Here is a 24,409-nt window from a genome sequence, read left to right as displayed (position 1 = left end):
CAGTTAACGGGTGCAGGACGGCCTGTTGTGAAACACAACAGGCCATTTGTACAGTTAGCGCTTAGGTGAAATTATGATAAACAACGATTCCGCTCTTCAACTGAGCAATGTCCTTAACCAGGATTGTACCCGCAGTGGCGTTCACTGCCAGAGCAAAAAACGTGCGCTGGAAATCATCAGTGAGCTGGCCGCAAAACAGCTGGGTCTGCCGCCGCAGATCGTGTTTGAAGCCATTCTGACCCGTGAAAAAATGGGCAGTACCGGCATCGGCAATGGCATTGCGATCCCGCATGGCAAGCTGGAAGAAGATACGCTGCGTGCCGTGGGGGTGTTTGTGCAACTGGAAACGCCTATCGCTTTTGACGCCATCGATAACCAGCCTGTGGATCTGCTCTTCGCGCTGCTGGTTCCTGCCGATCAGACCAAAACCCACCTGCACACGCTGTCGCTGGTTGCCAAACGTCTGGCGGATAAAACCATTTGTCGTCGACTGCGCTCAGCCCAAAGTGATGAAGAGCTTTATCAAATTATCACTGAAGCAGAAGGCAATCAGGATGAGGCATAATCGGGAAAGGGCCTTCAGAACGGCTGCCCTGAGGAGAAACGGAACATGGTGCTGATGATCGTCAGCGGTCGTTCGGGGTCCGGGAAGTCCGTGGCCCTGCGCGCGCTGGAAGACATGGGATTTTACTGTGTAGATAACCTGCCGGTAGTGTTGTTACCCGATCTGGCGCGGACGCTGGCGGACAGGCAAATCTCTGCCGCCGTCAGTATCGACGTGCGTAACATGCCGGAATCGCCGGAAATCTTCGAGCAGGCAATGAACAGCCTGCCGGAATGCTTCTCGCCTCAGCTCTTGTTCCTGGACGCTGACCGCAACACGCTGATCCGTCGCTACAGCGATACACGTCGTTTGCATCCGCTCTCGAGTAAAAATCTTTCGCTGGAAAGCGCCATCGATAAAGAGAGCGATCTGCTTGAGCCGCTGCGTTCCCGGGCCGACCTGATTGTCGACACTTCCGAAATGTCCGTCCACGAACTGGCGGAAATGCTGCGTACGCGCTTACTCGGCAAGCGCGAGCGCGAACTGACGATGGTGTTTGAATCCTTCGGCTTTAAGCACGGCATACCTATCGATGCGGATTACGTTTTTGATGTGCGTTTCCTGCCGAACCCACACTGGGATCCGAAACTGCGTCCGATGACCGGTCTGGATAAGCCGGTGGCGGCGTTCCTCGACCGACACACAGAAGTTCACAATTTTATCTACCAGACGCGAAGCTACCTTGAGCTATGGTTACCTATGCTGGAAACAAACAATCGCAGCTACCTGACGGTGGCGATTGGCTGTACCGGCGGTAAACATCGTTCGGTCTACATTGCCGAACAGCTGGCCGATTACTTCCGCTCACGCGGAAAGAACGTTCAGTCCCGTCATCGCACGCTGGAAAAACGCAAAACATGACCGTAAAACAGACCGTCGAAATCACCAACAAGCTGGGCATGCATGCGCGCCCGGCGATGAAGCTGTTTGAACTGATGCAGGGTTTTGATGCTGAGGTGCTGCTGCGCAACGACGAGGGAACAGAGGCAGAAGCCAACAGCGTGATTGCGCTGCTGATGCTGGATTCTGCCAAAGGCCGCCAGATTGAAGTCGAAGCCACCGGCCCGCAGGAAGAAGAAGCGCTGGCGGCAGTGATTGCCCTGTTTAACGCCGGGTTTGACGAAGACTAACGTTCGCCATGTCGGCGGGTAGCGCTCGCTTACCCGCCCTACATAAGATTATTTCGCTCCATAAACCCTTCCCCACCCAGCTGACGCATCTGGCGCATAATCCACGCCTGGCGGCTTCGCACGTAGCCTGACGGAGCGCTGGCCTTAAAACGCAGCGGGTTCGGCAGCACAGCGGCAAGCAGTGCCGCTTCGGACATAGTCAGCCTGCTGGCGGGCTTGCCAAAATAGCGCTGCGATGCCGCTTCGACACCAAATACGCCGTCACCAAATTCCGCGATATTCAGGTAGACGGTTAAAATGCGTTTTTTGCTCCACACCGTCTCGACGCCCAGCGTCAGCCCGGCCTCCAGCCCTTTTCTTACCCAGCTGCGACCGTCCCATAAGAACAGGTTTTTTACCGTCTGCTGAGAAAGCGTCGATGCGCCGCGGACGCGGTTTTCATGACGTTCATTATGATCCAGCGCCTTCTCGATAGCCGCCACGTCAAAACCCCAGTGCTCCGGGAATTTCTGATCTTCTGCCGCAATGACCGCCAGCCCCATCCACGGGGAGATAGCATCCATGCTGACCCAGTCAGAATGGGCAACATAGCCAAAATCCCCTGAGAGCCAGGCGCTAATCTGCCGCTCTGCCATCACGGCCGAGAACGGGACGGGCAGGATGCTGAACAGCGCAATACCGCCGCCCCAGAACACAGCCAGGACCAGCACAATACGCAGCAGGATCCGTTTCAACCACCCGCCGGGGGAAAATTTACGACTCATTCGGCCAGGACCAGCACTCTGTCCACCAGCTTTTCAATGCCTGCGGCAGCCTCGGCGATGTTCTGCGCCAGCATATACGCTGGCGTGGTGATGATCTTGTTGTCCTCATCCACCACAATGTCGTCTACCGGACATGGCACGTGTTCGCCGCCCATATCCTCGACAATCTCAGCGGTATCAATGTCGGTTCCGATCGTGAGCCGCAGCGGGAAATCAAATATTTTCGGCAGCATGGCCGGCGCAATGCAGATAAAGCCCTGCGGCTTACCTGCCGCATGCATCGCCAGCGATAGCGCTTTCAAATCGGGATCGACATGACACGCCGCGCCTTCCGTTGCAAACGTGCTCAGGTTTTTCGCCGCGCCAAAACCGCCCGGCACGATGATCGCATCAAGCTCAGCGGCATCGGCCTGTGTCAGCGGGTGAATATCGCCGCGCACAATACGCGCCGCTTCAATCAGCACGTTACGGCTTTCCGCCATTGGCTCGCCGGTGAGATGATTAATCACGTCTGCCTGAGTTTTATCCGGAGCGAAGCAAATAACGTCTGCCCCCTGGCGCGATAGTGCCAGCAGCGTTAATACGGTTTCATGTATCTCTGAACCATCGTAAACACCACATCCGCTCAGCACGACACCAATCTTTTTCATTCTGACGATCCTTCTATGCAACTCGCTGAAGCACATTAAAAATTCTGATTAAAACGCTATGCTTCACACATTTCACTGATTCATGTAACAAACTGTTTAAGATTTGCTATCTTATCTGCGTGCGGCCTCAATTTTCAGGCGGCGTCCATGCGAAAACAACCCACAAAAATCAGGCGCAGCCACGATTTCCCTGGTGTTGGCGCAGTATTCGCGCACCCCGGTATAGCCGGGGTCATTTTTTTCTGGCATCCACCCAGGCCTTCAGCACTGCCACATCGTTTTGCCACTCTTGTTTCATCTCTTCAACCCAATCACCTACGTTATCTTCCCAGGCAGGTAAATCAGGTGACTGAATCTGTTGGCCCAGCTGCTGGAGATGGCGTAACCCGACCGATCCTGCCGCGCCTTTGATTTTATGTCCCTCTTCGACAATGCCCTTCTGGTCACGCGCCGTCAGGTTGGATTCGAGCACGTTCAGATAGCCCGGCATCATTTTTTCGAACACGGCCAGGCCATCGGTGATCAGTTTTGGTCCCACCAGATCGATATACTGCTCCAGCATGGCGGTATCCAGTATCGTTTGGGCTTTGGCGCTATCAACAGACGTCATGGTGCTCTCCTCTTCATCACAGGTATCCCAGAACTTCTTGATCATCGCCGTCAGGGCAGGTACCGCCAGCGGCTTGCTGAGCACATCGTCCATACCGGCCTCGAGGTACTCTTTTTTATCTTTCAGCACGTTTGCGGTCAACGCCACCAGCGGCGGCAGCTCGTCAGGAGCATATTTGCGCGTCAGCTCGCGGGAGATATCCAGCCCGGTCATGTCCGGTAGCTGAATATCCAGCAGCACCAGGTCGTACTCGCCCGGCGTGAACATCTCCAGCGCGGCTTTGCCGGTCATCGCCACATCCACGCTGTTACCGAGTTTTTCCAGTACCGACCGGGCGACAATGACGTTCAGCTCAATATCTTCCACCAGCAGGACGTGCAGGGCTGGCAGCGGCATATCGTCGTTCTCAAACGTATCTTCCACCTCTTCCGCCACGGCAGGCGCGTGGACGGTAAGCGTAAAGGTGGAGCCTTTACCCGGCTGGCTGGCAACGGTGATATCCCCGCCCATACTTTTCGCCAGACGTTTCGACACCGCCAGGCCAATGCCCGTACCGGTCGCCGGTTTACCGCCGTGGCTGTCTTTAACCTGATAATACATGGCGAAGATCTTATCCTGCTCCTCCTGAGGAATGCCGATCCCCGAGTCCTCAACTTCAAAGTGCAGCATGTCGCCTTCGTCATAGCGAATGCGCACCGCAACCTGCCCCTTCTGGGTAAACTTCACGGCGTTGCTGATGAGGTTCCACAGGATCTGACGCAGACGCGTGCCGTCCGTCACCACTTTATGCGGCAACGGCAGCGTTGGCTCCATCACAAAGCTCAACCCTTTTTGCTGAGCCTGTAAACCTGACAAGTTTTCCAGGTCCGCGAGGAAGCCGGTAAAATCAACCGGCTGGTTGTCGAGCTGAACTTTACGGCGCTCCATCTTATCCATGTCGATAATATCATTGAAGATATTGCCCAGCGTGACCGCCGAGACGTGGATCGTTTTGAGGTATTTTTCCTGCTCGCTGGTCAGCTCGGTATCCAGCAGAATGCGGCTCAGTCCCACAATGCCATTCAGCGGGGTGCGCAGTTCATGGCTGATGGTGGAGATGAAGGTGGTTTTATCCCGGCTGGCGCGCTCCAGCGCATCCTGATAGCGCTTACGCTCGGTGATATCACGGCCAAAGCCCATCAGCCCATGACGTTTCCCCACCCGGTCGTAATAAGGCACTTTGCGGATCTCAAAGCAGGCTTTGCGCCCGTCGGGGTAGTCCAGCCACTGCTCATAGGTCAGCGAAACGTTGTGGCGGAAGACCTTTTCATCCGTCTCCATCACTTTTGCTGCCGCCTCTTCGGAATAGACATCCTGAGGTTTCAGGTGGATCAGCTGCTTTTCGCTTTTCCCGGTCAACAGTTCCATGGCCCGGTTACAACCGGAGAACTCTTTATCTTCATTACGGTAGAACACCAGATCCGGCGACGCATCGAGGAACGAACGCAGGAAAGAGGATTGCTGTTCAAGCTGGATCTGCGTCACTTCACGCTCTTTCATCTCAACTTTTAGCTGCTCAAGCGTGGTCTGACGCTCGGCTTCCGCCTTCTCACGGTCTGAAATTTCCTGATTCAGCTGGGCAATGTTGTCCTTAAGCTGAACGTTGAGTTTGAGATCGCGCTCGCGCATCTCTTCCAGCTTATCCACCAGTTTCGATAAACGCTGTCGGGACTCTTCCAGCTGCTCAACCACCACGGAGAGGAAATAGACCGCCCATGGGGTAATCAGCAGGCCAAAGAAAATAGAGCGGATCACGTCGATGCTCTCGACCTGACCATGCAGAACCATGGTTACGGCCATTTGCACGACGATGGCCAGAACGACCAGCGCCAGCGCCAGCAGCATGGAAAAACGCACCAGCCCGAGCTTCATCATCAGGTCGACGTAGTACTGGGCCAGCATTCGAATTTGCTTCATAGAGGATCCCTTCACGACTTTATCGCTCAATAATACTCAAATTCACGGCGAGGCGTTGAAGGTTGTGAGAAAAAGTGCGGGGTGAAACAGGAGATTAGCCTCGCCCCCGGGCAACCGGGAGCGAGGAAGAAGGTTTATCAGGAGCGTTTTAGCAGCATCCAGAGGCTGATCAGGAAGAAACTGGCGCTCGGCAACAGCGCGCCGATAATTGGCGGAATGCCATACACCAGCGTCAGCGGGCCGAAAATCTGATCGAGGACGTAGAACACGAAACCAAAGCTGATACCGGTTACCACGCGAACCCCCATCGGCACGCTACGCAGCGGTCCAAAGATGAACGACAGCGCCATCAGCATCATCACCGCCACGGACAGCGGCTGGAAGATTTTGCTCCACATGTTGAGCTGGTAACGCCCCGCATCCTGTCCGCTCGATTTCAGATACTTCACGTAGTTATGCAGACCGCTGATGGAGAGCGCATCGGGATCGAGCGCTACCACGCCAAGCTTGTCCGGCGTCAGGTTGGTTTTCCAGGTACCGCTCACGGTCTGCGAACCGGTGATCTGTTTCGGGTTCGTCAGGTCAGATTCATCAACCTGGGATAACCGCCACAGCTTGTTGTTCGCATCAAATTTAGCGGAGGCGGCATAACGCACCGACTGCAAACGACGATCGTTATTGAAGGCATAGATGCTCACGCCGCCCAGTTCATCGTCCCCTTTCACGCGTTCGATATAGACAAAGTTCTGACCATCTTTCGCCCATAACCCCTGCTGCGTGGAGAGCAGTGAACCGCCGTACATAGCCTGAGCACGGTAGTTACGCGCCATCTGTTCGCCCTGCGGCGCAACCCATTCGCCAATCGCCATGGTCAACAGCACCAGCGGGATCGCGGTTTTCATCACCGACAGCGCAACCTGCATACGGGTAAAGCCCGATGCCTGCATCACCACCAGCTCGCTACGCTGAGCCAGCATCCCCAGGCCCAGCAGCGCCCCCAGCAGGGCCGCCATCGGGAAGAAGATCTGCACATCTTTTGGTACGCTGAGCAGGGTATACATCCCGGCACCCAACGCGTCGTAACTCCCCTGCCCGGCTTTTTTCAGCTGGTCGACAAATTTGATAATGCCCGAGAGCGACACCAGCATGAACAGGGTCATCATGATGGTGGTGAAAATCGTTTTACCGATATAGCGGTCAAGTACGCCAAACGCCTGCATTAGATGGCTCCTTTACGCGTAAACCGGGCACGAAGACGACGCACAGGCACCGTGTCCCACAAGTTGAGTCCGACTGCCAGCAGCAGATACAAACCATTCACGACCCAGGTCCAGATCATCGGGTCAATTTTTCCTTTCCCGCCGTTAGACTTGATTGAGGTTTGCAGCAGGAAGAACACCAGATACAGCAGCATCGCAGGCAGCATCGACAGCACGCGGCCCTGACGCGGGTTCACCACGCTCAGCGGAACCACCATCAGCGCCATCATAAATACGGTGAATACCAGCGTGATACGCCAGTGCAGTTCAGCACGCGCACGATCGGTATCGGTATTCATTAAGGTGCGCATATCCATCTGCTCAGTATCCGTGGGATCGAGCGCGACGGCCTGATGACCAATGATGGCCTGGTAGTTCTGGAAATCAGTAATACGGAAGTCGCGCAGCATAGCCGTGCCTTCGAAACGCGTTCCTTTGTTCAGCGTGACAACCTGAGAGCCGTCTTTACGCTGCGCCAGCTGACCGGAGTCCGCTACCACCACAGAAGGGCGAGCGTTACCTTTCGGGCGCAGTTGAGCAAGAAACACGTCATTGAAGCGGTTGCCATCGACGCTTTCGATAAACAGCACGGAGTTACCGTCGGTCGCCTGCTGGAACTGCCCCTGCGCCAGCGCCGCCAGCCCCGGGTTAGCTTTTGCTTCCGCCAGCACCTCATCCTGATGACGGGACGAGGTCGGCCCCGCCCACATGACGTTAACCGCAGCAACTATGCCCGTAAACAGCGCCAGCACCATGGCTGCCTTTACCAGTACGGCTTTACTGAGGCCGCAGGCATGCATCACGGTGATTTCGCTTTCGGTATAGAGCTTACCCAGGGTCATCAGCAGACCAAGGAACAGGCTTAACGGCAGGATAAGCTGCGCCATTTCCGGCACGCCAAGCCCGAGCAGGGAAAGCACCAGATTCGTTGGGATTTCGCCATCAACCGCCGCGCCGAGGATCCTGACCAGCTTCTGACAGAAAAAGATCAGAAGGAGGATAAAGAGGATCGCCAGTTGGCTCTTCAGCGTCTCCCGAACCAGATATCTTATGATTATCACTTTAAATACGCCCGTTAAAACTCGTCTTATGCAGGAATTTAGCTTGTTTCATGGCTTAAACGTCATTTATTCTCTTGAGTCGTCGAAATCATCGCTAAGATTAAAAAACCCGGCGGATTCGCGCTTCATGACATTTATTGACGTGTCGAAACCGTAGTAACGTAAGATTAACACGAAGTCACCACAACGGCGGACATGAGTTACGAAAGGTTTCAATTCTATCCGTAGCCGCCGCCGTTGTCTTTAAGATTCAGGAGCGTAGTGCATGGAGTTCAGTGTAAAAAGCGGTAGCCCGGAGAAACAGCGGAGTGCCTGCATCGTTGTGGGCGTCTTTGAACCACGCCGACTCTCCCCGATCGCCGAGCAACTCGATAAAATCAGCGACGGCTATATCAGCGCCCTGCTGCGCCGTGGCGAACTGGAAGGCAAACCAGGGCAGACCTTGTTGCTGCACCATGTTCCGAACGTCCTGTCCGAGCGTATTCTGCTGATTGGCTGTGGTAAAGAACGTGAGCTTGATGAGCGCCAGTACAAGCAGGTTATTCAGAAAACCATTAATACACTGAATGATACTGGTTCGATGGAAGCCGTCTGCTTCCTGACGGAGCTGCACGTTAAGGGCCGCAACACGTACTGGAAAGTGCGCCAGGCCGTCGAAACCGCAAAAGAGAGCCTCTACAGCTTTGATCAGCTGAAGACCACCAAAAGCGAGCCGCGTCGCCCGCTGCGTAAAATGGTCTTTAACGTGCCAACCCGTCGCGAGCTGACCAGCGGCGAGCGCGCCATTCAGCACGGTCTGGCCATTGCCGCCGGTATTAAAGCGGCAAAAGATCTTGGCAATATGCCGCCAAACATCTGTAACGCCGCGTACCTGGCGTCTCAGGCGCGCCAGCTGGCTGACGCTTACAGCAAGAACGTCATCACCCGCGTTATCGGCGAACAGCAGATGAAAGAGCTGGGGATGCACTCTTATCTGGCGGTCGGTAACGGCTCCCAGAACGAATCCCTGATGTCGGTCATTGAGTACAAGGGCAATCCGTCAGAAGATGCGCGACCCATCGTGCTCGTCGGTAAAGGGCTGACCTTCGACTCCGGCGGTATCTCCATCAAGCCTTCAGAAGGCATGGATGAGATGAAGTACGACATGTGTGGCGCAGCGGCGGTTTACGGCGTTATGCGCATGGTCGCGGAACTTCAGTTGCCTATCAACGTGATCGGCGTGCTGGCGGGCTGCGAAAACATGCCTGGCGGCCGCGCTTATCGTCCGGGTGATGTGCTGACCACCATGTCCGGCCAGACCGTTGAGGTGCTGAACACCGACGCCGAAGGCCGTCTGGTGCTGTGCGACGTGCTGACCTACGTTGAGCGCTTCGAACCTGAAGCGGTTATCGATGTGGCTACCCTGACCGGCGCCTGCGTGATCGCGCTGGGGCACCACATCACCGGCCTGATGTCGAACCACAACCCGCTGGCGCACGAGCTGATCGGCGCGTCCGAGCAGGCCGGCGACCGCGCGTGGCGTCTGCCGCTGGGGGACGAGTTCCAGGAACAGCTGGAGTCTAACTTCGCAGACATGGCGAACATCGGCGGTCGTCCTGGCGGAGCAATCACCGCAGGCTGCTTCCTGGCGCGTTTCACCCGCAAGTACAACTGGGCGCACCTGGACATCGCGGGGACCGCATGGCGCTCCGGCAAAGCCAAAGGCGCAACTGGTCGTCCGGTGGCGCTGCTGTCGCAGTTCCTGCTCAATCGTGCGGGTTTTAACGGCGACGAGTGATGAAAAACGCCGGGTGGCGGCTACGCCTTACCCGGCCTATACGCCACTCAACCGTAGGCCGGGTAAGCGAAGCGCCACCCGGCTTTGCATTTAAATCCACGACAAGAAGCCCCATATATGAAGAATGCAACGTTCTACCTTCTGGACAACGACACCCATCAGGATGGCCTCAGCGCCGTTGAACAGCTGGTGTGTGAAATTGCCGCAGAACGTTGGCGCGCAGGTAAACGCGTTCTGATTGCCTGTGAAGATGAGCAGCAGGCGATTCGCCTGGATGAAGCGCTATGGGCGCGCCCGCCGGAGAGTTTTGTTCCGCATAACCTGTCGGGCGAAGGTCCACGCGGCGGGGCACCGGTGGAGATTGCCTGGCCGCAAAAACGCAACAGCAGCGCGCGCGACATTCTCATTAGCCTGCGGACAGACTTTGCAGATTTTGCCACCGCTTTCACAGAAGTGGTAGACTTTGTCCCTTACGAAGAATCTTTGAAACAACTGGCGCGCGAACGCTACAAAGCGTACCGCCTGGCCGGTTTTAACCTGAATACGGCAACCTGGAAATAATGGAAAAGACATATAACCCACGCGATATCGAACAGCCGCTTTACGAGCACTGGGAACAGCAGGGCTATTTCAAGCCTAACGGCGACGAAAGCAAAGAGTCCTTCTGCATCATGATCCCGCCGCCGAACGTCACCGGCAGTTTGCATATGGGGCATGCTTTCCAGCAGACCATCATGGATACCATGATCCGCTACCAGCGCATGCAGGGCAAAAACACCCTGTGGCAGGCGGGGACTGACCACGCGGGTATCGCGACCCAGATGGTGGTTGAGCGTAAAATTGCCGCTGAAGAGGGTAAAACCCGCCACGACTACGGTCGCGACGCGTTCATCGACAAAATCTGGCAGTGGAAGGCAGAATCCGGCGGCACCATTACCCGTCAGATGCGCCGTCTCGGCAACTCCGTAGACTGGGAGCGCGAGCGCTTCACCATGGATGAAGGCCTGTCCAACGCCGTGAAAGAAGTCTTTGTGCGCCTGTACAAAGAAGACCTGATTTATCGTGGCAAGCGCCTGGTCAACTGGGACCCGAAACTGCGCACCGCCATCTCTGACCTGGAAGTGGAAAACCGCGAGTCTAAAGGCTCCATGTGGCACATCCGCTATCCGCTGGCCGACGGCGCAAAAACCGCCGACGGTAAAGATTACCTGGTGGTGGCGACCACCCGTCCGGAAACCCTGCTGGGCGATACCGGCGTGGCCGTTAACCCGGAAGATCCGCGTTATAAAGATCTGATCGGCAAATTCGTGGTACTGCCGCTGGTGAACCGCCGTATTCCGATTGTGGGCGACGAACACGCCGACATGGAAAAAGGCACCGGCTGCGTGAAAATCACCCCGGCGCATGACTTCAACGACTATGAAGTCGGTCGTCGTCATCAACTTCCGATGATCAACATTCTGACCTTCGACGGCGATATCCGCGAAAGCGCAGAAGTGTATGACACCAAAGGCAACGAATCCGACGTTTATTCCAGCGACATCCCGGCTGAGTTCCAGAAGCTGGAGCGCTTTGCCGCGCGTAAAGCCATCGTAGCCGCCGTTGACGCACTCGGCCTGCTGGAAGAGATTAAACCTCACGATCTGACCGTGCCGTACGGCGACCGTGGCGGCGTGGTTATCGAGCCAATGCTGACCGACCAGTGGTACGTGCGTGCCGACGTGCTGGCGAAACCGGCTGTGGAAGCGGTTGAGAACGGCAGCATTCAGTTCGTGCCGAAGCAGTACGAAAACATGTACTTCTCCTGGATGCGCGATATTCAGGACTGGTGTATTTCCCGTCAGCTGTGGTGGGGTCACCGTATCCCGGCATGGTACGACAACGAAGGCAATGTCTACGTTGGCCGCACCGAAGAGGAAGTGCGTCAGGAAAACAACCTGGGCGCGGATGTTGCCCTGCGCCAGGACGAAGACGTGCTGGATACCTGGTTCTCCTCCGCGCTGTGGACCTTCTCCACCCTCGGCTGGCCGGAAAACACCGACGCGCTGCGTCAGTTCCACCCAACCAGCGTGATGGTCTCCGGCTTCGACATCATCTTCTTCTGGATTGCCCGCATGATCATGATGACCATGCACTTCATCAAAGACGAAGACGGCAAGCCGCAGGTTCCGTTCCATACCGTCTATATGACCGGCCTGATCCGCGACGATGAAGGCCAGAAGATGTCCAAATCCAAGGGTAACGTTATCGACCCGCTGGACATGGTCGATGGTATCTCTCTGGAAGAGCTGCTGGAAAAACGTACCGGCAACATGATGCAGCCGCAGCTGGCAGAGAAAATCCGCAAGCGTACCGAGAAGCAGTTCCCGAACGGGATCGAATCTCACGGTACCGACGCCCTGCGCTTCACCCTGGCGGCGCTGGCCTCCACCGGTCGTGACATCAACTGGGATATGAAGCGTCTGGAAGGTTACCGTAACTTCTGTAACAAGCTGTGGAACGCCAGCCGCTTCGTGCTGATGAACACCGAAGATCAGGATTGCGGCTTCAACGGCGGCGAAATGACCCTGTCTCTGGCAGACCGCTGGATCCTGGCGGAATTTAACCAGACGGTGAAAGCATTCCGCGACGCGCTGGACAGCTACCGCTTCGACATCGCGGCAGGCATCCTGTACGAATTCACCTGGAACCAGTTCTGCGACTGGTACCTGGAGCTGGCGAAGCCGGTCATGAACGGCGGTTCTGAAGCGGAACTGCGCGGCACGCGTAATACGCTGATTACCGTTCTGGAAGGTCTGCTGCGCCTTGCGCACCCGATCATTCCATTCATCACCGAAACCATCTGGCAGCGCGTGAAGGTGATTGCCGGTATTAATGCCGATACCATCATGCTCCAGCCGTTCCCGGCATTCGACGCCGCGAAAGTGGATGAAGCCGCGTCTGCGGATACCGAGTGGCTGAAACAGGCGATTGTTGCGGTACGTAACATCCGCGCGGAAATGAACATCGCTCCGGGTAAACCACTGGAGCTGCTGCTGCGCGGTTGCAGCGAAGCTGCCGTTCGTCGCGTCACCGAGAACAACACCTTCCTGAAAACCATGGCGCGTCTGGAAAGCATCACCGTGCTGCCTGCCGATGACAAAGGTCCGGTTTCCGTGACCAAAATCATCGACGGCGCGGAGCTGCTGATCCCGATGGCGGGTCTGATCGACAAAGACGCGGAGCTGGCGCGTCTGGCGAAAGAAGTGGCGAAAGTCGACGTGGAAATTGGCAAAATCGAAAGCAAACTGGCGAACGAAGGCTTTGTGGCCCGCGCGCCGGAAGCGGTCATAGCCAAAGAGCGTGAGCGTCTGGTTGCCTTCGCCGATGCGAAGACCAAACTGATCGAGCAGCAGGCGGTTATCGCAGCCCTGTAATGCTTTTACCCCTTACGCTTCAGGGCGTAAGGGGTATCCTTCCTGAAAACTCCTCGCTTGCACTCCCCTTTCTGCGGTGCTATTAACAGCAGTTGTGTGTCAATTTTTGTCATGAGTAATGCTATGAGCGTGATTACCCCCGTCGCGACGACAATGCGTCGGATCACTGAGCAAGACAACCCGGCTATCGCCGCCGTTATCCGCACGGTTTCTGCCGAATATGGCCTGACCGCCGACAAAGGCTACACCGTGGCCGACCCCAATCTGGACGAACTTTTTCAGCTGTACAGCCAGCCGGGCCATGCCTACTGGGTCATCGAGCAGGACGGCCAGGTCGTGGGCGGCGGCGGCATTGCCCCACTGCTTTGCAGCGAGCCGGATATCTGTGAACTCCAGAAAATGTATTTCCTGCCAACGATACGCGGACAAGGCCTGGCGAAAAAGCTGGCGCTGGTCGCCCTGGAACATGCACGCTCACAGGGCTTTAAACGTTGCTACCTTGAAACCACCGCTTTCCTTAAAGAGGCCATTGGCCTGTATGAACATCTCGGCTTTGAGCATATCGATGCGCCACTGGGCTGCACGGGCCACGTGGACTGCGAAGTCAGGATGCTGAAAAGTCTGTAAGTTTCGTTCCTGCCGTCTTCTGTTAAGCGTCTGTAAACTGAATGCTCTACACTCACAGTTCACACCAAAACAGGGGAAATGCGATGTCGAAGATAAAAAGCTACGCCGCACCGCAGGCGGGTGCAGAACTTGAGCTGTACGAGTACGATGCGGGCGAACTAAAAGCGGAAGACGTCGAAGTACAGGTTGATTACTGCGGGATCTGCCACTCAGATCTCTCGATGATCGATAACGAATGGGGCTTCTCCAGCTATCCGCTGGTGGCCGGGCACGAAGTCATTGGCCGCGTCGTGGCGCTCGGCAGCGCCGCGCAGGACAAAGGGCTGAAAGTGGGCCAGCGCGTGGGTATCGGCTGGACGGCACGCAGCTGCGGCCACTGCGACGCCTGTATCAGCGGCAACCAGATCAACTGCCTTGAGGGCGCAACGCCGACCATCCTTAACAAGGGCGGTTTCGCCGATAAGCTGCGCGCCGACTGGCAATGGGTTATCCCGCTGCCGGACAGCATTGATATCGAATCCGCCGGTCCGCTGCTGTGTGGCGGTATCACCGTCTTTAAACCGCTGCTGATGCATCACGTCACCGCCACCAGCCGCGTAGGCGTGATCGGAATTGGCGGTCTGGGCCATATCGCCATCAAGCTGCTGCACGCGATGGGCTGTGAAGTGACGGCGTTCAGCTCTAACCCGGCGAAAGAACAGGAAGTGCTGGCGATGGGTGCGGATAAAGTGGTGAACAGCCGCGATCCGCAGGCGCTTACCGCACTGGCGGGTCAGTTTGATCTGATCATCAATACCGTGAACGTCGATCTCGACTGGCAGCCGTACTTTGAAGCCCTGGCATACGGCGGTAACTTCCACACCGTGGGTGCGGTGATGAAGCCGCTGCCGGTTCCGGCGTTTACCCTGATCGGCGGGGATCGCAGCGTGTCAGGTTCCGCGACCGGGACACCGTACGAGCTGCGCAAGCTGATGAAGTTTGCCGGACGCACAAAAGTGACGCCAACCACCGAGCTGTATCCGATGTCAAAAATCAACGAAGCGATCCAGCACGTGCGCGATGGCAAAGCCCGCTACCGCGTGGTGTTGAAAGCGGATTTCTGATGTGAGTTTGCCGGGGAATGTGCGGCCTGATGCCCTCACCCCAACCCTCTCCCACAGGGAGAGGGCGCAAACACTAAAAACGGTAACGGTTGTTACCGTTTTGCATCTACCATGGTCTTAAACACTTCCGCCACCGCGACCGCTCCCGGATCCATCACCCCGTCCAGATTCTCTTTATTCACGTACGACGAGCGCCCCGCGCCGGCTTTCGCCATTTTCGCCGTTGCTTCGGCGCCCTGCTGCGCAGCCTGCGCTGCCGCCTGAATATTGCCTTTCTGTAACGCCTCGAGCGCCGGTTGCAGGGCATCGATCAGCGTACGATCGCCGAGATCTGCACCGCCATACTGCTTCATCTGCGCCAGTCCGCTCAGCAATGCTTCAGGTAGCGGCTGTCCATCGTGAAGCTTTTGCCCTGCCGCCGTGAAGAAGATCGACATCAACACCCCACTCGATCCGCCCATCACCGTTGCCAGCCGCTCGCCTACCAGCAGGAGTAATGTCGGCACGTCGTTAAGGGGCAGGTTGTTCTCCTCAAGTCGCTGCGCAATATCCCGCGCCCCTTGCGCAAAGGTGGAGCCCGTATCGCCATCGCCTACTTTGGCATCCAGCGCGTTAAGGCGATTTTCCAGCTGGATCAATGTGTTCGTTACCGAGGCGACGGCCTCGCTCACCTGCCGATTGTCCGACGGGGTATATTCCACGCGGTCATGAAGGGCGCTATGGGGGACGGTACGCAGGGGCGCGAACGCGACTGGCTTCTGCCAGCCCAGCGTCTCGACTCCGGCGTGTATCGCCTTCTCGAAGAAATCGTTGAGCTTTAACAGCGTTAGCGAAAAGCCTTTCATATCCAGCGCACTCACCAGCGGCGCCGGGCCAATCAGATACGCAATGTTCTCTTTCAATGCCGAATGCGCCAGCTCTTTGGTGAGCAGAGCCATCTCCAGCGCCGACACGCCGCCGAGGTTGTTGATCAGCACCGCAAAGCGCCCGTCACCCGCCTGGGCTTTTAGCGGCGTCACCAGCGTGTCGATGATGGCTTTGCTGTTTTGCGTATCCACGACGGATGCTCCCGGCTCGCCGTGAATACCCAGCCCCAGCTCGACATGGCCTTGTTTAATGCGCCCCTCTTCATCGTCGCTACCCGGCAGGTTACAGGTTTGCATCGCAACCCCCAGGCTCCAGAGGTTATCGCAGGCCTGTTGCGCAATATCCCGCACGTCGTTTAGCGATTTCCCCTGCTCTGCCGCATATCCCGCAATCTTATGCACCAGCGCCGTTCCCGCGATACCACGCGGCTGCTTGTTATCCGGCAGGGCGATATCATCCGCCACGATAACCATCTCGACCTTCAGGCCGTAGCGTTTGGCTTTTTCCGCCGCCAGGCCAAAGTTAAGCCGGTCGCCGGTGTAGTTTTTCACAATCAGCAGGCAGCCACGGTCGCCCGTCACCGCCACAATGGCATTGAGGACCGCATCCACGCTTGGGGAAGCGAACAGATCGCCACACACCGCTGCGGTAAGCATGCCTTTACCGACGAACCCGGCATGTGCCGGTTCATGGCCGGAGCCGCCACCAGAGATCACCGCCACGCGGCTTTTATCCCAGTCGGCGCGTGCCACCACGCGGATGGCCGGATCGATATCCAGTTTGACGAGATTACCGTGCGGCGCCGAGAGAAGTATGCCTTCAATGGCATCGTTGACAAGCTGTTTGCGGTCGTTAAAAAAGAATCTGGACATAGTTTCCCAAAATTTTGTTTACCGTATGCAAAAGCATAGTCCGCACTGGATAATGCGCCGCAAAGTGAGGAATTTACGGAGACATTTTGCCGTCAGGTTGCCTATACTCCACCCAGGACTACGAGAGGACGTGCATCATGAGTACACCATTGTTAATCGCCAGGACGCTGGAAAAAGAGCTGTTTTTACTGCCCGCGATGGCGAACCGTCATGGCCTGATCACCGGCGCGACCGGGACGGGAAAAACCGTCACCCTGCAAAAGCTGGCTGAGTCGCTGTCAGAGACTGGCGTGCCGGTTTTTATGGCTGACGTGAAGGGCGATTTAACCGGGGTGGCTCAGGAAGGCGCAGCGTCAGAAAAACTCCTCGAGCGCCTGAAAAATATCGGCATCACGGACTGGACGCCGCACGGTAATCCGGTGGTGGCCTGGGATATCTTCGGCGAAAAAGGGCATCCGGTGCGTGCCACCGTCTCCGACCTCGGCCCGCTGCTGCTGGCGCGTCTGCTTAACCTCAACGACGTGCAGTCCGGGGTGCTGAACATTATCTTCCGTATCGCCGACGATCAGGGGCTACTGCTGCTCGACTTCAAAGATCTGCGCGCCATCACCCAGTACATTGGCGATAACGCCAAATCCTTCCAGAACCAGTACGGCAATATCAGCAGCGCCTCGGTGGGCGCCATTCAGCGCGGGCTCCTGACGCTGGAGCAACAGGGGGCCGAACACTTCTTCGGCGAGCCAATGCTGGATATCAAAGACTGGATGCGCACCGACAGCAGCGGCAAAGGCATCATCAACATTCTGAGCGCAGAGAAGCTCTACCAGATGCCGAAGCTTTACGCCGCCAGCCTGCTGTGGATGCTCTCTGAACTGTACGAACAACTGCCGGAAGCAGGCGATCTGGAAAAACCCAAACTGGTGTTCTTCTTTGACGAAGCGCACCTGTTGTTTAACGACGCGCCGCAGGTGCTGCTGGATAAAATTGAACAGGTTATCCGCCTGATCCGCTCCAAAGGCGTCGGGGTCTGGTTTGTATCGCAAAACCCGTCGGATATTCCGGACAACGTACTGGGGCAGCTAGGTAACCGCGTGCAGCACGCCCTGCGCGCCTTTACGCCGAAAGATCAGAAAGCGGTGAAAGCCGCGGCGCAAACCATGCGCGCCAATCCGGCCTTTGATACCGAAACCGCCATTCAGGCGCTGGGCACCGGTGAAGCGCTGATTTCGTTCCTCGATGCAAAAGGCAGCCCGACAGTTGTCGAGCGTGCGATGGTGATTGCGCCCTGCTCGCGTATGGGGCCGGTAACGGACGATGAACGTAACGGCCTGATTAACCACTCCCCGGTGTACGGGAAGTATGAAGACGAGGTGGATCGCGAATCCGCGTTCGAGATGCTGCAAAAAGGGGTGCAGGCGACTGCCGAATCGCAGGATGCGCCTGCCGCCAAAGGGCAATCTGTTGCCGTGGACGACGGCATTCTCGGCGGGCTGAAAGATATTCTGTTCGGCAGCACCGGGCCACGCGGCGGCAAACGCGATGGCGTGGTTCAGACCATGGCAAAAAGCGCGACGCGTCAGATTACCAACCAGATAGTACGCGGCATGCTGGGAAGTCTGCTAGGCGGCCGTCGTCGGTAGCGGGGGAACCCACGGGCGGCCAAGCGCCGACCCCTGCACGCCGTTCTCCTGTAGATAGCGGTCGATTTCCAGCATCCCCGTCCAGCGGTTCTCACACCAGAGCGGTGCCAGAAGCGTTGGGCGGCGGGCGCTGGCCGAGATGCGGTGGTAAACAATCTCCGGCGGCGTGTGGCGAATCATCTCCCCCGCCGTCACCGTATAGTCGTCGAGTTCGATACCACTTAACCGCCCCGCTTCCCAGGCTTTCGCCATTATGCTGCCCTTCACAATATGCAGCGGATGCAGCTTAATGCCATCCACGCCGGTCTCGACGACTTTTTCCAGCGTTTCCAGCCCGTGCTGCTGCCCTTCTCCCGGCAAGCCGACAATCAGATGCGAGCAGACTTTTAATCCACGCTCGCGGGCGAGACGCGTGGTGCGCTGGTAGCAGGCGAAATCATGCCCGCGATTGATACGGTGCAGGGTTTTGTCGTGCGCGGTCTGCAAGCCCAGCTCCAGCCAGATCTCGTAGCCCTTTTCTTTGTACTCGCTAAGTAAATCCAGCACGGCCTCCGGCACGCAGTCCGGACGCGTCCCCACGCACAGCCCGACAATGTTCGCCTGAGCAACCGCCTGCTGATACATAGCGCGCAGCACCTGCACTTCCGCCCATGTACTGGTGTAGGCCTGGAAATAGGCCAGATACTGCTTCGCGCGGTTCACCAGACTCGCCTGATGGGCGAGCTGTTCAGCGATAGATTTATGCTGCTGGGCCTCGTCAGCAAACGAGGCCACGTTACAGAAGGTACAGCCACCACGCCCGATGGTGCCATCGCGATTCGGGCAGCTAAAGCCGCCGTGCAGCGTCAGTTTGTGAACCTTTTGTCCGTAGCGCTGCAAAAGATCCCCACCAAACATATTGACTAATTTCTGTAACTGCATAATCTGATAGACCGTCCCGAAGAAAGGGGACAAGCCTGCCATTTTTAGCCTCTGTCGGCGATGACCTGGATCAATCGCCCTGGACGGCCTTTATCCATTTGAATAAATAATCACGATTACCGAGATTTCATTCACCCTGCACTTAATTACTTTTCCTTATGTTCTGATGGTTTTTTTCATTTATAGCGCCAGGACTGAAAAACAGTGATTTTATGCGGGTTTGAATGCCACACCAGATTATTATTCTGCCATAAATCCGCATTTCAGCACGCTGCATCGATAATACCGCTTTCATATAGTGAGTCAGATCACACTCCCCTGCACCTCCCCTGTGCTTTAAGTGGTTGTAAAAATAGTTAAATACACAATAAAAACAAAAAGATAACCACGCTTTAGCACATTTTTGTATAAATAAGATTGCCATTTGACCTGTGTACCAATTCCCGATAAGTTGGAAATCCGCTGGAAGCTTTCTGGATGAGCGGCCTGCTCATCATATTTATGCAGTAATTGAGATTCCCTCTGAAGCAAGTCCTCAAACTTGTTTACCTGCGCGAAAGGATGAAAAAGAGGGCGAATGCGAGGTCCGCGTATGAAACGCTAACCCCGTCGCCATGCTCTTTCTGCGCCTGTGCGCCACGGTAAAGTTCAGTGGGAAGCCCGACGAGCCTGGGGAGGTTCACTGATATGTTGTACGATAAATCCCTTGAGAAGGATAACTGTGGTTTCGGCCTGATCGCCCACATAGAAGGCGAACCTAGCCACAAGGTAGTGCGTACTGCTATTCACGCACTGGCCCGTATGCAGCACCGTGGCGCCATCCTTGCCGATGGTAAAACCGGCGACGGTTGCGGCCTGCTGCTGCAAAAACCGGATCGTTTCTTCCGCATCGTGGCGGAAGAGCGCGGCTGGCGTTTAGCCAAAAACTACGCTGTCGGTATGCTGTTCCTGAATCAGGATCCTGAAAAAGCTGCCGCGTCACGCCGCATCGTTGAAGAAGAACTTCAGCGTGAAACCCTGTCGATCGTCGGCTGGCGCGATGTGCCAACCAACGAAGGGGTGCTCGGTGAAATCGCCCTCTCCTCGCTGCCTCGTATTGAACAGATTTTTGTCAACGCGCCTGCGGGCTGGCGTCCGCGTGATATGGAACGCCGTCTGTTTATCGCCCGCCGCCGCATTGAAAAACGTCTTCAGGACGATAAAGAGTTCTACGTCTGTAGCCTCTCTAACCTGGTGAACATCTATAAAGGTCTGTGTATGCCGGCTGACCTGCCGCGCTTCTACCTGGACCTGGCGGACCTGCGTCTGGAATCGGCCATTTGCCTGTTCCACCAGCGCTTCTCCACCAACACCGTTCCACGCTGGCCGCTGGCGCAGCCGTTCCGCTACCTGGCGCATAACGGCGAGATCAACACCATCACCGGTAACCGCCAGTGGGCCCGCGCCCGTACCTATAAATTCCAGACGCCGCTGATCCCGGACCTGCACGATGCCGCGCCGTTCGTGAACGAAACCGGCTCGGACTCCAGCTCCATGGATAACATGCTGGAACTGCTGCTGGCAGGCGGGATGGATATCGTGCGCGCCATGCGTCTGCTCGTGCCACCGGCCTGGCAGAACAACCCGGATATGGACCCTGAGCTGCGCGCGTTCTTCGACTTTAACTCCATGCACATGGAGCCGTGGGACGGCCCGGCGGGCATCGTGATGTCCGACGGTCGTTTTGCCGCCTGTAACCTGGACCGTAATGGTCTGCGTCCGGCGCGCTACGTTATTACCAAAGACAAGCTCATCACCTGTGCCTCTGAAGTCGGGATCTGGGATTACCAGCCAGACGAAGTGGTCGAGAAAGGCCGCGTCGGACCTGGCGAGCTGATGGTGATCGACACCCGCGGTGGGCGTATTCTGCATTCCGCCGAAACCGACAACGATCTGAAGAGCCGCCATCCGTACAAAGAGTGGATGGAGAAAAACGTGCGTCGTCTGGTGCCGTTTGAAGATCTGTCGGACGAAGAAGTGGGCTGCCGCGAGCTGGACGATGACACCCTCGCGAGCTTCCAGAAGCAGTTTAACTACAGCGCCGAAGAGCTGGACTCGGTTATCCGCGTGCTCGGTGAAAACGGCCAGGAAGCGGTCGGCTCAATGGGTGACGATACCCCGTTCGCCGTGCTCTCCAGCCAGCCACGCATTATTTATGACTACTTCCGTCAGCAGTTTGCGCAGGTCACTAACCCGCCAATCGATCCGCTGCGCGAAGCACACGTCATGTCGCTGGCTACCAGCATCGGCCGTGAGATGAACGTCTTCTGTGAAGCCGAAGGCCAGGCGCACCGTCTGACCTTTAAATCACCGATCCTGCTGTACTCCGATTTCAAACAGCTCACCACCATGACCGAGGAGCACTATCGCGCCGACACGCTCGATATCACCTTCGACGTGACCGAAACGAGCCTCGAAGAGACGGTGAACGCGCTGTGTGACAAAGCCGAGCAGATGGTGCGTAACGGCACCGTTCTGCTGGTGCTGTCTGACCGTAACATCGCGAAAAACCGTCTGCCGGTGCCTGCACCTATGGCGGTGGGGGCTATCCAGACGCGTCTGGTGGATAAGAGCCTGCGCTGCGACGCCAACATCATCGTTGAAACCGCGAGCGCGCGCGACCCGCACCACTTTGCGGTGCTGTTAGGCTTTGGCGCGACGGCGATCTACCCGTACCTGGCCTACGAAACGCTGGCCCGCCTGGTGGATACCCGGGCGATCGACAAAGACTACCGTGCCGTGATGCTGAACTACCGTAACGGCATCAACAAAGGTCTGTACAAGATCATGTCCAAAATGGGCATCTCGACCATCGCCTCTTACCGTTGCTCGAAGCTGTTTGAAGCGGTCGGCCTGCATGACGAGGTCGCGAATCTCTGCTTCCAGGGCGTGGTCAGCCGTATCGGCGGCGCCGGTTTTGCTGACTTCCAGCAGGATCTGGTGAACCTGTCGAAACGCGCCTGGCTGGCACGTAAGCCGCTGGAACAGGGCGGCCTGCTGAAATATGTCCACGGGGGTGAGTATCACGCTTATAACCCGGACGTGGTGCGCACGCTGCAACAGGCGGTGCAGAGCGGCGAGTACAGCGATTATCAGCAGTATGCAGAGCTGGTGAACAACCGTCCGGCAGCGACGCTGCGCGATCTCATTGCCCTCAATCCGGGTGATGAAGCGGTCAGCATTGACGAGGTTGAACCCGCGTCTGAGCTGTTCAAACGTTTCGACACCGCGGCGATGTCCATCGGCGCGCTGAGCCCGGAAGCCCACGAAGCGCTGGCAGAAGCCATGAACAGCATCGGCGGCAACTCTAACTCCGGCGAAGGCGGTGAAGATCCGGCCCGCTACGGCACCAACAAAGTGTCCCGTATTAAGCAGGTGGCGTCTGGTCGCTTTGGCGTAACGCCTGCGTACCTGGTTAACGCCGACGTGATCCAGATTAAGGTCGCGCAGGGTGCGAAACCGGGTGAAGGCGGTCAGCTGCCGGGTGATAAAGTCACCCCGTACATCGCTAAGCTTCGTTATTCAGTGCCGGGCGTGACGCTGATCTCCCCGCCGCCGCACCACGATATCTACTCTATCGAGGATCTGGCGCAGCTGATTTTCGACCTGAAACAGGTCAACCCGAAAGCGATGATCTCCGTGAAGCTGGTTTCCGAACCGGGCGTTGGCACCATTGCCACCGGCGTGGCGAAAGCCTATGCGGATCTGATCACTATCGCCGGTTACGACGGCGGCACCGGCGCAAGCCCGCTCTCCTCCGTGAAATACGCGGGTTGTCCGTGGGAGCTTGGCCTGGTGGAAACCCAGCAGGCGCTGGTCGCTAACGGCCTGCGTCACAAGATCCGTTTGCAGGTGGACGGCGGGCTGAAAACCGGCCTCGACATCATCAAAGCGGCGATTCTGGGAGCGGAAAGCTTCGGCTTTGGTACCGGCCCGATGGTTGCGCTCGGCTGTAAATACCTGCGTATTTGTCACCTGAACAACTGTGCAACGGGCGTTGCTACCCAGGACGAAAAGCTGCGTAAGAATCACTACCACGGCCTGCCGTTCAAGGTGACCAACTACTTTGACTTCATCGCCCGTGAAACCCGCGAGCTGATGGCGCAGCTGGGCGTGAAGCGTCTGGTAGACCTGATTGGCCGTACCGACCTGCTGAAAGAGCTTGAGGGCTTCACGGCTAAACAGCAGAAGCTGGAGCTGTCTAAGCTGCTGGAAACCGCTCAGCCGCATCCTGGCAAAGCGGTTTACTGTACCGAGAACAACCCGCCGTTCGACAACGGCGTGCTGAACGCACAGCTGCTGCAACAGGCGAAGCCGTATGTGGATGAGAAGCAGAGCAAAACGTTCTGGTTTGATATCCGCAACACCGACCGTTCTGTGGGTGCGTCTCTCTCCGGTTACATCGCGCAAACGCACGGCGATCAGGGCCTGGCGTCGGATCCGATTACCGCGCACTTCAGCGGTACCGCGGGTCAGAGCTTCGGCGTGTGGAACGCAGGCGGAGTTGAGTTATACCTGACCGGCGATGCCAACGACTACGTCGGAAAAGGCATGGCGGGCGGTCTGCTGGCGGTGCGTCCTCCGGTTGGTTCAGCCTTCCGCAGCCATGAAGCGAGCATCATCGGCAATACCTGTCTGTACGGCGCAACCGGCGGTCGTCTGTTTGCCGCGGGCCGTGCGGGCGAACGTTTTGCGGTGCGTAACTCCGGCGCCATCACCGTGGTGGAAGGCATCGGCGATAACGGCTGTGAATACATGACGGGCGGAATTGTGTGCGTCCTGGGGAAAACCGGCGTGAACTTTGGCGCGGGTATGACGGGCGGTTTTGCCTACGTCCTGGATGAAGACGGTGAGTTCCGCAAACGCGTGAACCCGGAGCTGGTGGAAGTGCTGGACGTTGATACGCTGGCCATCCACGAAGAACACCTGCGCGGTTTAATTACCGAACACGTGCAGCATACCGGTTCTTCGCGCGGCGAAGAGATCCTGGCGAACTGGCCGGCGTTCTCTGCGAAATTCGCGCTGGTGAAGCCGAAGTCCAGCGATGTTAAAGCCCTGTTGGGTCACCGTAGTCGTAGCGCAGCAGAGCTGCGCGTGCAGGCGCAGTAAGGAA

17 protein-coding genes are annotated in these 24,409 nt (G+C 57.0%); 10 read left to right on the top strand and 7 right to left on the bottom strand.

Annotation, left to right across the window (positions count from 1 at the left end; genetic code table 11):
- The first annotated feature begins 73 nt into the window (after positions 1–73).
- Genes ptsN through npr form a run of 3 tightly spaced genes read left to right on the top strand, consistent with a single transcriptional unit; the run spans position 74 to position 1,734 of the window.
- Positions 74–565, top strand: coding sequence for a PTS IIA-like nitrogen regulatory protein PtsN (ptsN, locus tag ACOTW6_RS17960; protein ID WP_003861869.1), 492 nt, complete (start codon positions 74–76; stop codon positions 563–565).
- 45 nt (positions 566–610) lie between these two features.
- Positions 611–1,465 carry an RNase adapter RapZ gene (gene rapZ / locus ACOTW6_RS17955; RefSeq protein ID WP_003861870.1) on the top strand — a complete coding sequence of 285 codons (855 nt, stop codon included), beginning with the start codon at positions 611–613 and terminating at the stop codon, positions 1,463–1,465.
- Positions 1,462–1,734 carry a PTS phosphocarrier protein NPr gene (gene npr, locus ACOTW6_RS17950; RefSeq protein WP_003861872.1) on the top strand — a complete coding sequence of 91 codons (273 nt, stop codon included), beginning with the start codon at positions 1,462–1,464 and terminating at the stop codon, positions 1,732–1,734. Before rapZ ends, npr begins: the two co-directional genes overlap by 4 nt.
- Positions 1,735–1,772: 38 nt before the next feature.
- Here the strand turns inward: npr and mtgA are convergent, their stop codons facing one another.
- The 5 genes from mtgA to lptF form a co-directional block, all read right to left on the bottom strand.
- On the bottom strand, positions 1,773–2,498 hold the full coding sequence (gene mtgA, locus ACOTW6_RS17945) for a monofunctional biosynthetic peptidoglycan transglycosylase (RefSeq protein WP_047051240.1): 726 nt from the start codon (positions 2,496–2,498) through the stop codon (positions 1,773–1,775).
- Positions 2,495–3,148, bottom strand: a complete 654-nt coding sequence (gene elbB, locus ACOTW6_RS17940; RefSeq protein WP_062933422.1) for an isoprenoid biosynthesis glyoxalase ElbB — start codon at positions 3,146–3,148, stop codon at positions 2,495–2,497. The genes mtgA and elbB overlap by 4 nt, the downstream gene beginning before the upstream one ends.
- Positions 3,149–3,380: 232 nt before the next feature.
- Complete coding sequence (arcB, locus tag ACOTW6_RS17935; RefSeq protein ID WP_017382727.1) at positions 3,381–5,714, bottom strand: aerobic respiration two-component sensor histidine kinase ArcB; 2,334 nt, start codon at positions 5,712–5,714, stop codon at positions 3,381–3,383.
- Positions 5,715–5,851: 137 nt separating this feature from the next.
- Positions 5,852–6,934, bottom strand: coding sequence for an LPS export ABC transporter permease LptG (lptG, locus tag ACOTW6_RS17930; protein ID WP_001147540.1), 1,083 nt, complete (start codon positions 6,932–6,934; stop codon positions 5,852–5,854).
- The gene (gene lptF / locus ACOTW6_RS17925; protein ID WP_000584142.1) at positions 6,934–8,034 is read right to left on the bottom strand and encodes an LPS export ABC transporter permease LptF; all 1,101 of its coding nucleotides are present in this window, start codon (positions 8,032–8,034) and stop codon (positions 6,934–6,936) included. Before lptF ends, lptG begins: the two co-directional genes overlap by 1 nt.
- A gap of 265 nt (positions 8,035–8,299) precedes the next feature.
- Here lptF and pepA point away from each other — a divergent pair, with 265 nt between their 5' ends.
- The 5 genes from pepA to ahr all read left to right on the top strand — a co-directional run bounded on the left by pepA (position 8,300) and on the right by ahr (position 14,957).
- On the top strand, positions 8,300–9,811 hold the full coding sequence (gene pepA, locus ACOTW6_RS17920; RefSeq protein ID WP_003861882.1) for a leucyl aminopeptidase: 1,512 nt from the start codon (positions 8,300–8,302) through the stop codon (positions 9,809–9,811).
- Between the two features lie 117 nt (positions 9,812–9,928).
- Positions 9,929–10,372, top strand: coding sequence for a DNA polymerase III subunit chi (gene holC, locus ACOTW6_RS17915; protein ID WP_003861884.1), 444 nt, complete (start codon positions 9,929–9,931; stop codon positions 10,370–10,372).
- Positions 10,372–13,227, top strand: coding sequence for a valine--tRNA ligase (locus tag ACOTW6_RS17910; RefSeq protein ID WP_017382726.1), 2,856 nt, complete (start codon positions 10,372–10,374; stop codon positions 13,225–13,227). The genes holC and ACOTW6_RS17910 overlap by 1 nt, the downstream gene beginning before the upstream one ends.
- Before the next feature lie 123 nt (positions 13,228–13,350).
- Entirely contained in the window at positions 13,351–13,854 is a 504-nt protein-coding gene (locus ACOTW6_RS17905; RefSeq protein WP_003861887.1) for a GNAT family N-acetyltransferase, read from the top strand.
- An 83-nt stretch (positions 13,855–13,937) separates the two neighbouring features.
- On the top strand, positions 13,938–14,957 hold the full coding sequence (gene ahr / locus ACOTW6_RS17900; protein WP_062933424.1) for an NADPH-dependent aldehyde reductase Ahr: 1,020 nt from the start codon (positions 13,938–13,940) through the stop codon (positions 14,955–14,957).
- A 92-nt stretch (positions 14,958–15,049) separates the two neighbouring features.
- On the opposite strand, the gene ACOTW6_RS17895 is transcribed toward ahr, so the two are convergent.
- Positions 15,050–16,696: a dihydroxyacetone kinase subunit DhaK gene (locus tag ACOTW6_RS17895; protein ID WP_213789279.1), complete on the bottom strand. Its 1,647-nt coding sequence runs from the start codon at positions 16,694–16,696 to the stop codon at positions 15,050–15,052.
- Between the two features lie 137 nt (positions 16,697–16,833).
- On the opposite strand from ACOTW6_RS17895, the gene ACOTW6_RS17890 reads away from it, so the two are divergent.
- A complete protein-coding gene (locus tag ACOTW6_RS17890) occupies positions 16,834–18,336 on the top strand; it encodes a helicase HerA-like C-terminal domain-containing protein (protein WP_040118157.1) in 1,503 nt (500 codons plus the stop codon).
- Here ACOTW6_RS17890 and ACOTW6_RS17885 read toward each other — a convergent pair.
- Entirely contained in the window at positions 18,316–19,257 is a 942-nt protein-coding gene (locus ACOTW6_RS17885) for a TIGR01212 family radical SAM protein (protein WP_116329946.1), read from the bottom strand. The two genes, ACOTW6_RS17890 and ACOTW6_RS17885, sit on opposite strands and share 21 nt — an antisense overlap.
- Before the next feature lie 687 nt (positions 19,258–19,944).
- Here ACOTW6_RS17885 and gltB point away from each other — a divergent pair.
- Positions 19,945–24,405 (top strand): glutamate synthase large subunit, encoded by a 4,461-nt coding sequence (gene gltB / locus ACOTW6_RS17880; RefSeq protein WP_116329940.1) that lies wholly within the window; start codon positions 19,945–19,947, stop codon positions 24,403–24,405.
- Positions 24,406–24,409: the final 4 nt, after the last annotated feature.

Origin of the sequence: Enterobacter cloacae complex sp. IR5403 (assembly GCF_049238705.1) — a bacterium.
Taxonomy (GTDB): Bacteria; Pseudomonadota; Gammaproteobacteria; order Enterobacterales; family Enterobacteriaceae; genus Enterobacter; species Enterobacter hormaechei_C.
This window is presented reverse-complemented; position numbering and strand designations above follow the sequence as displayed.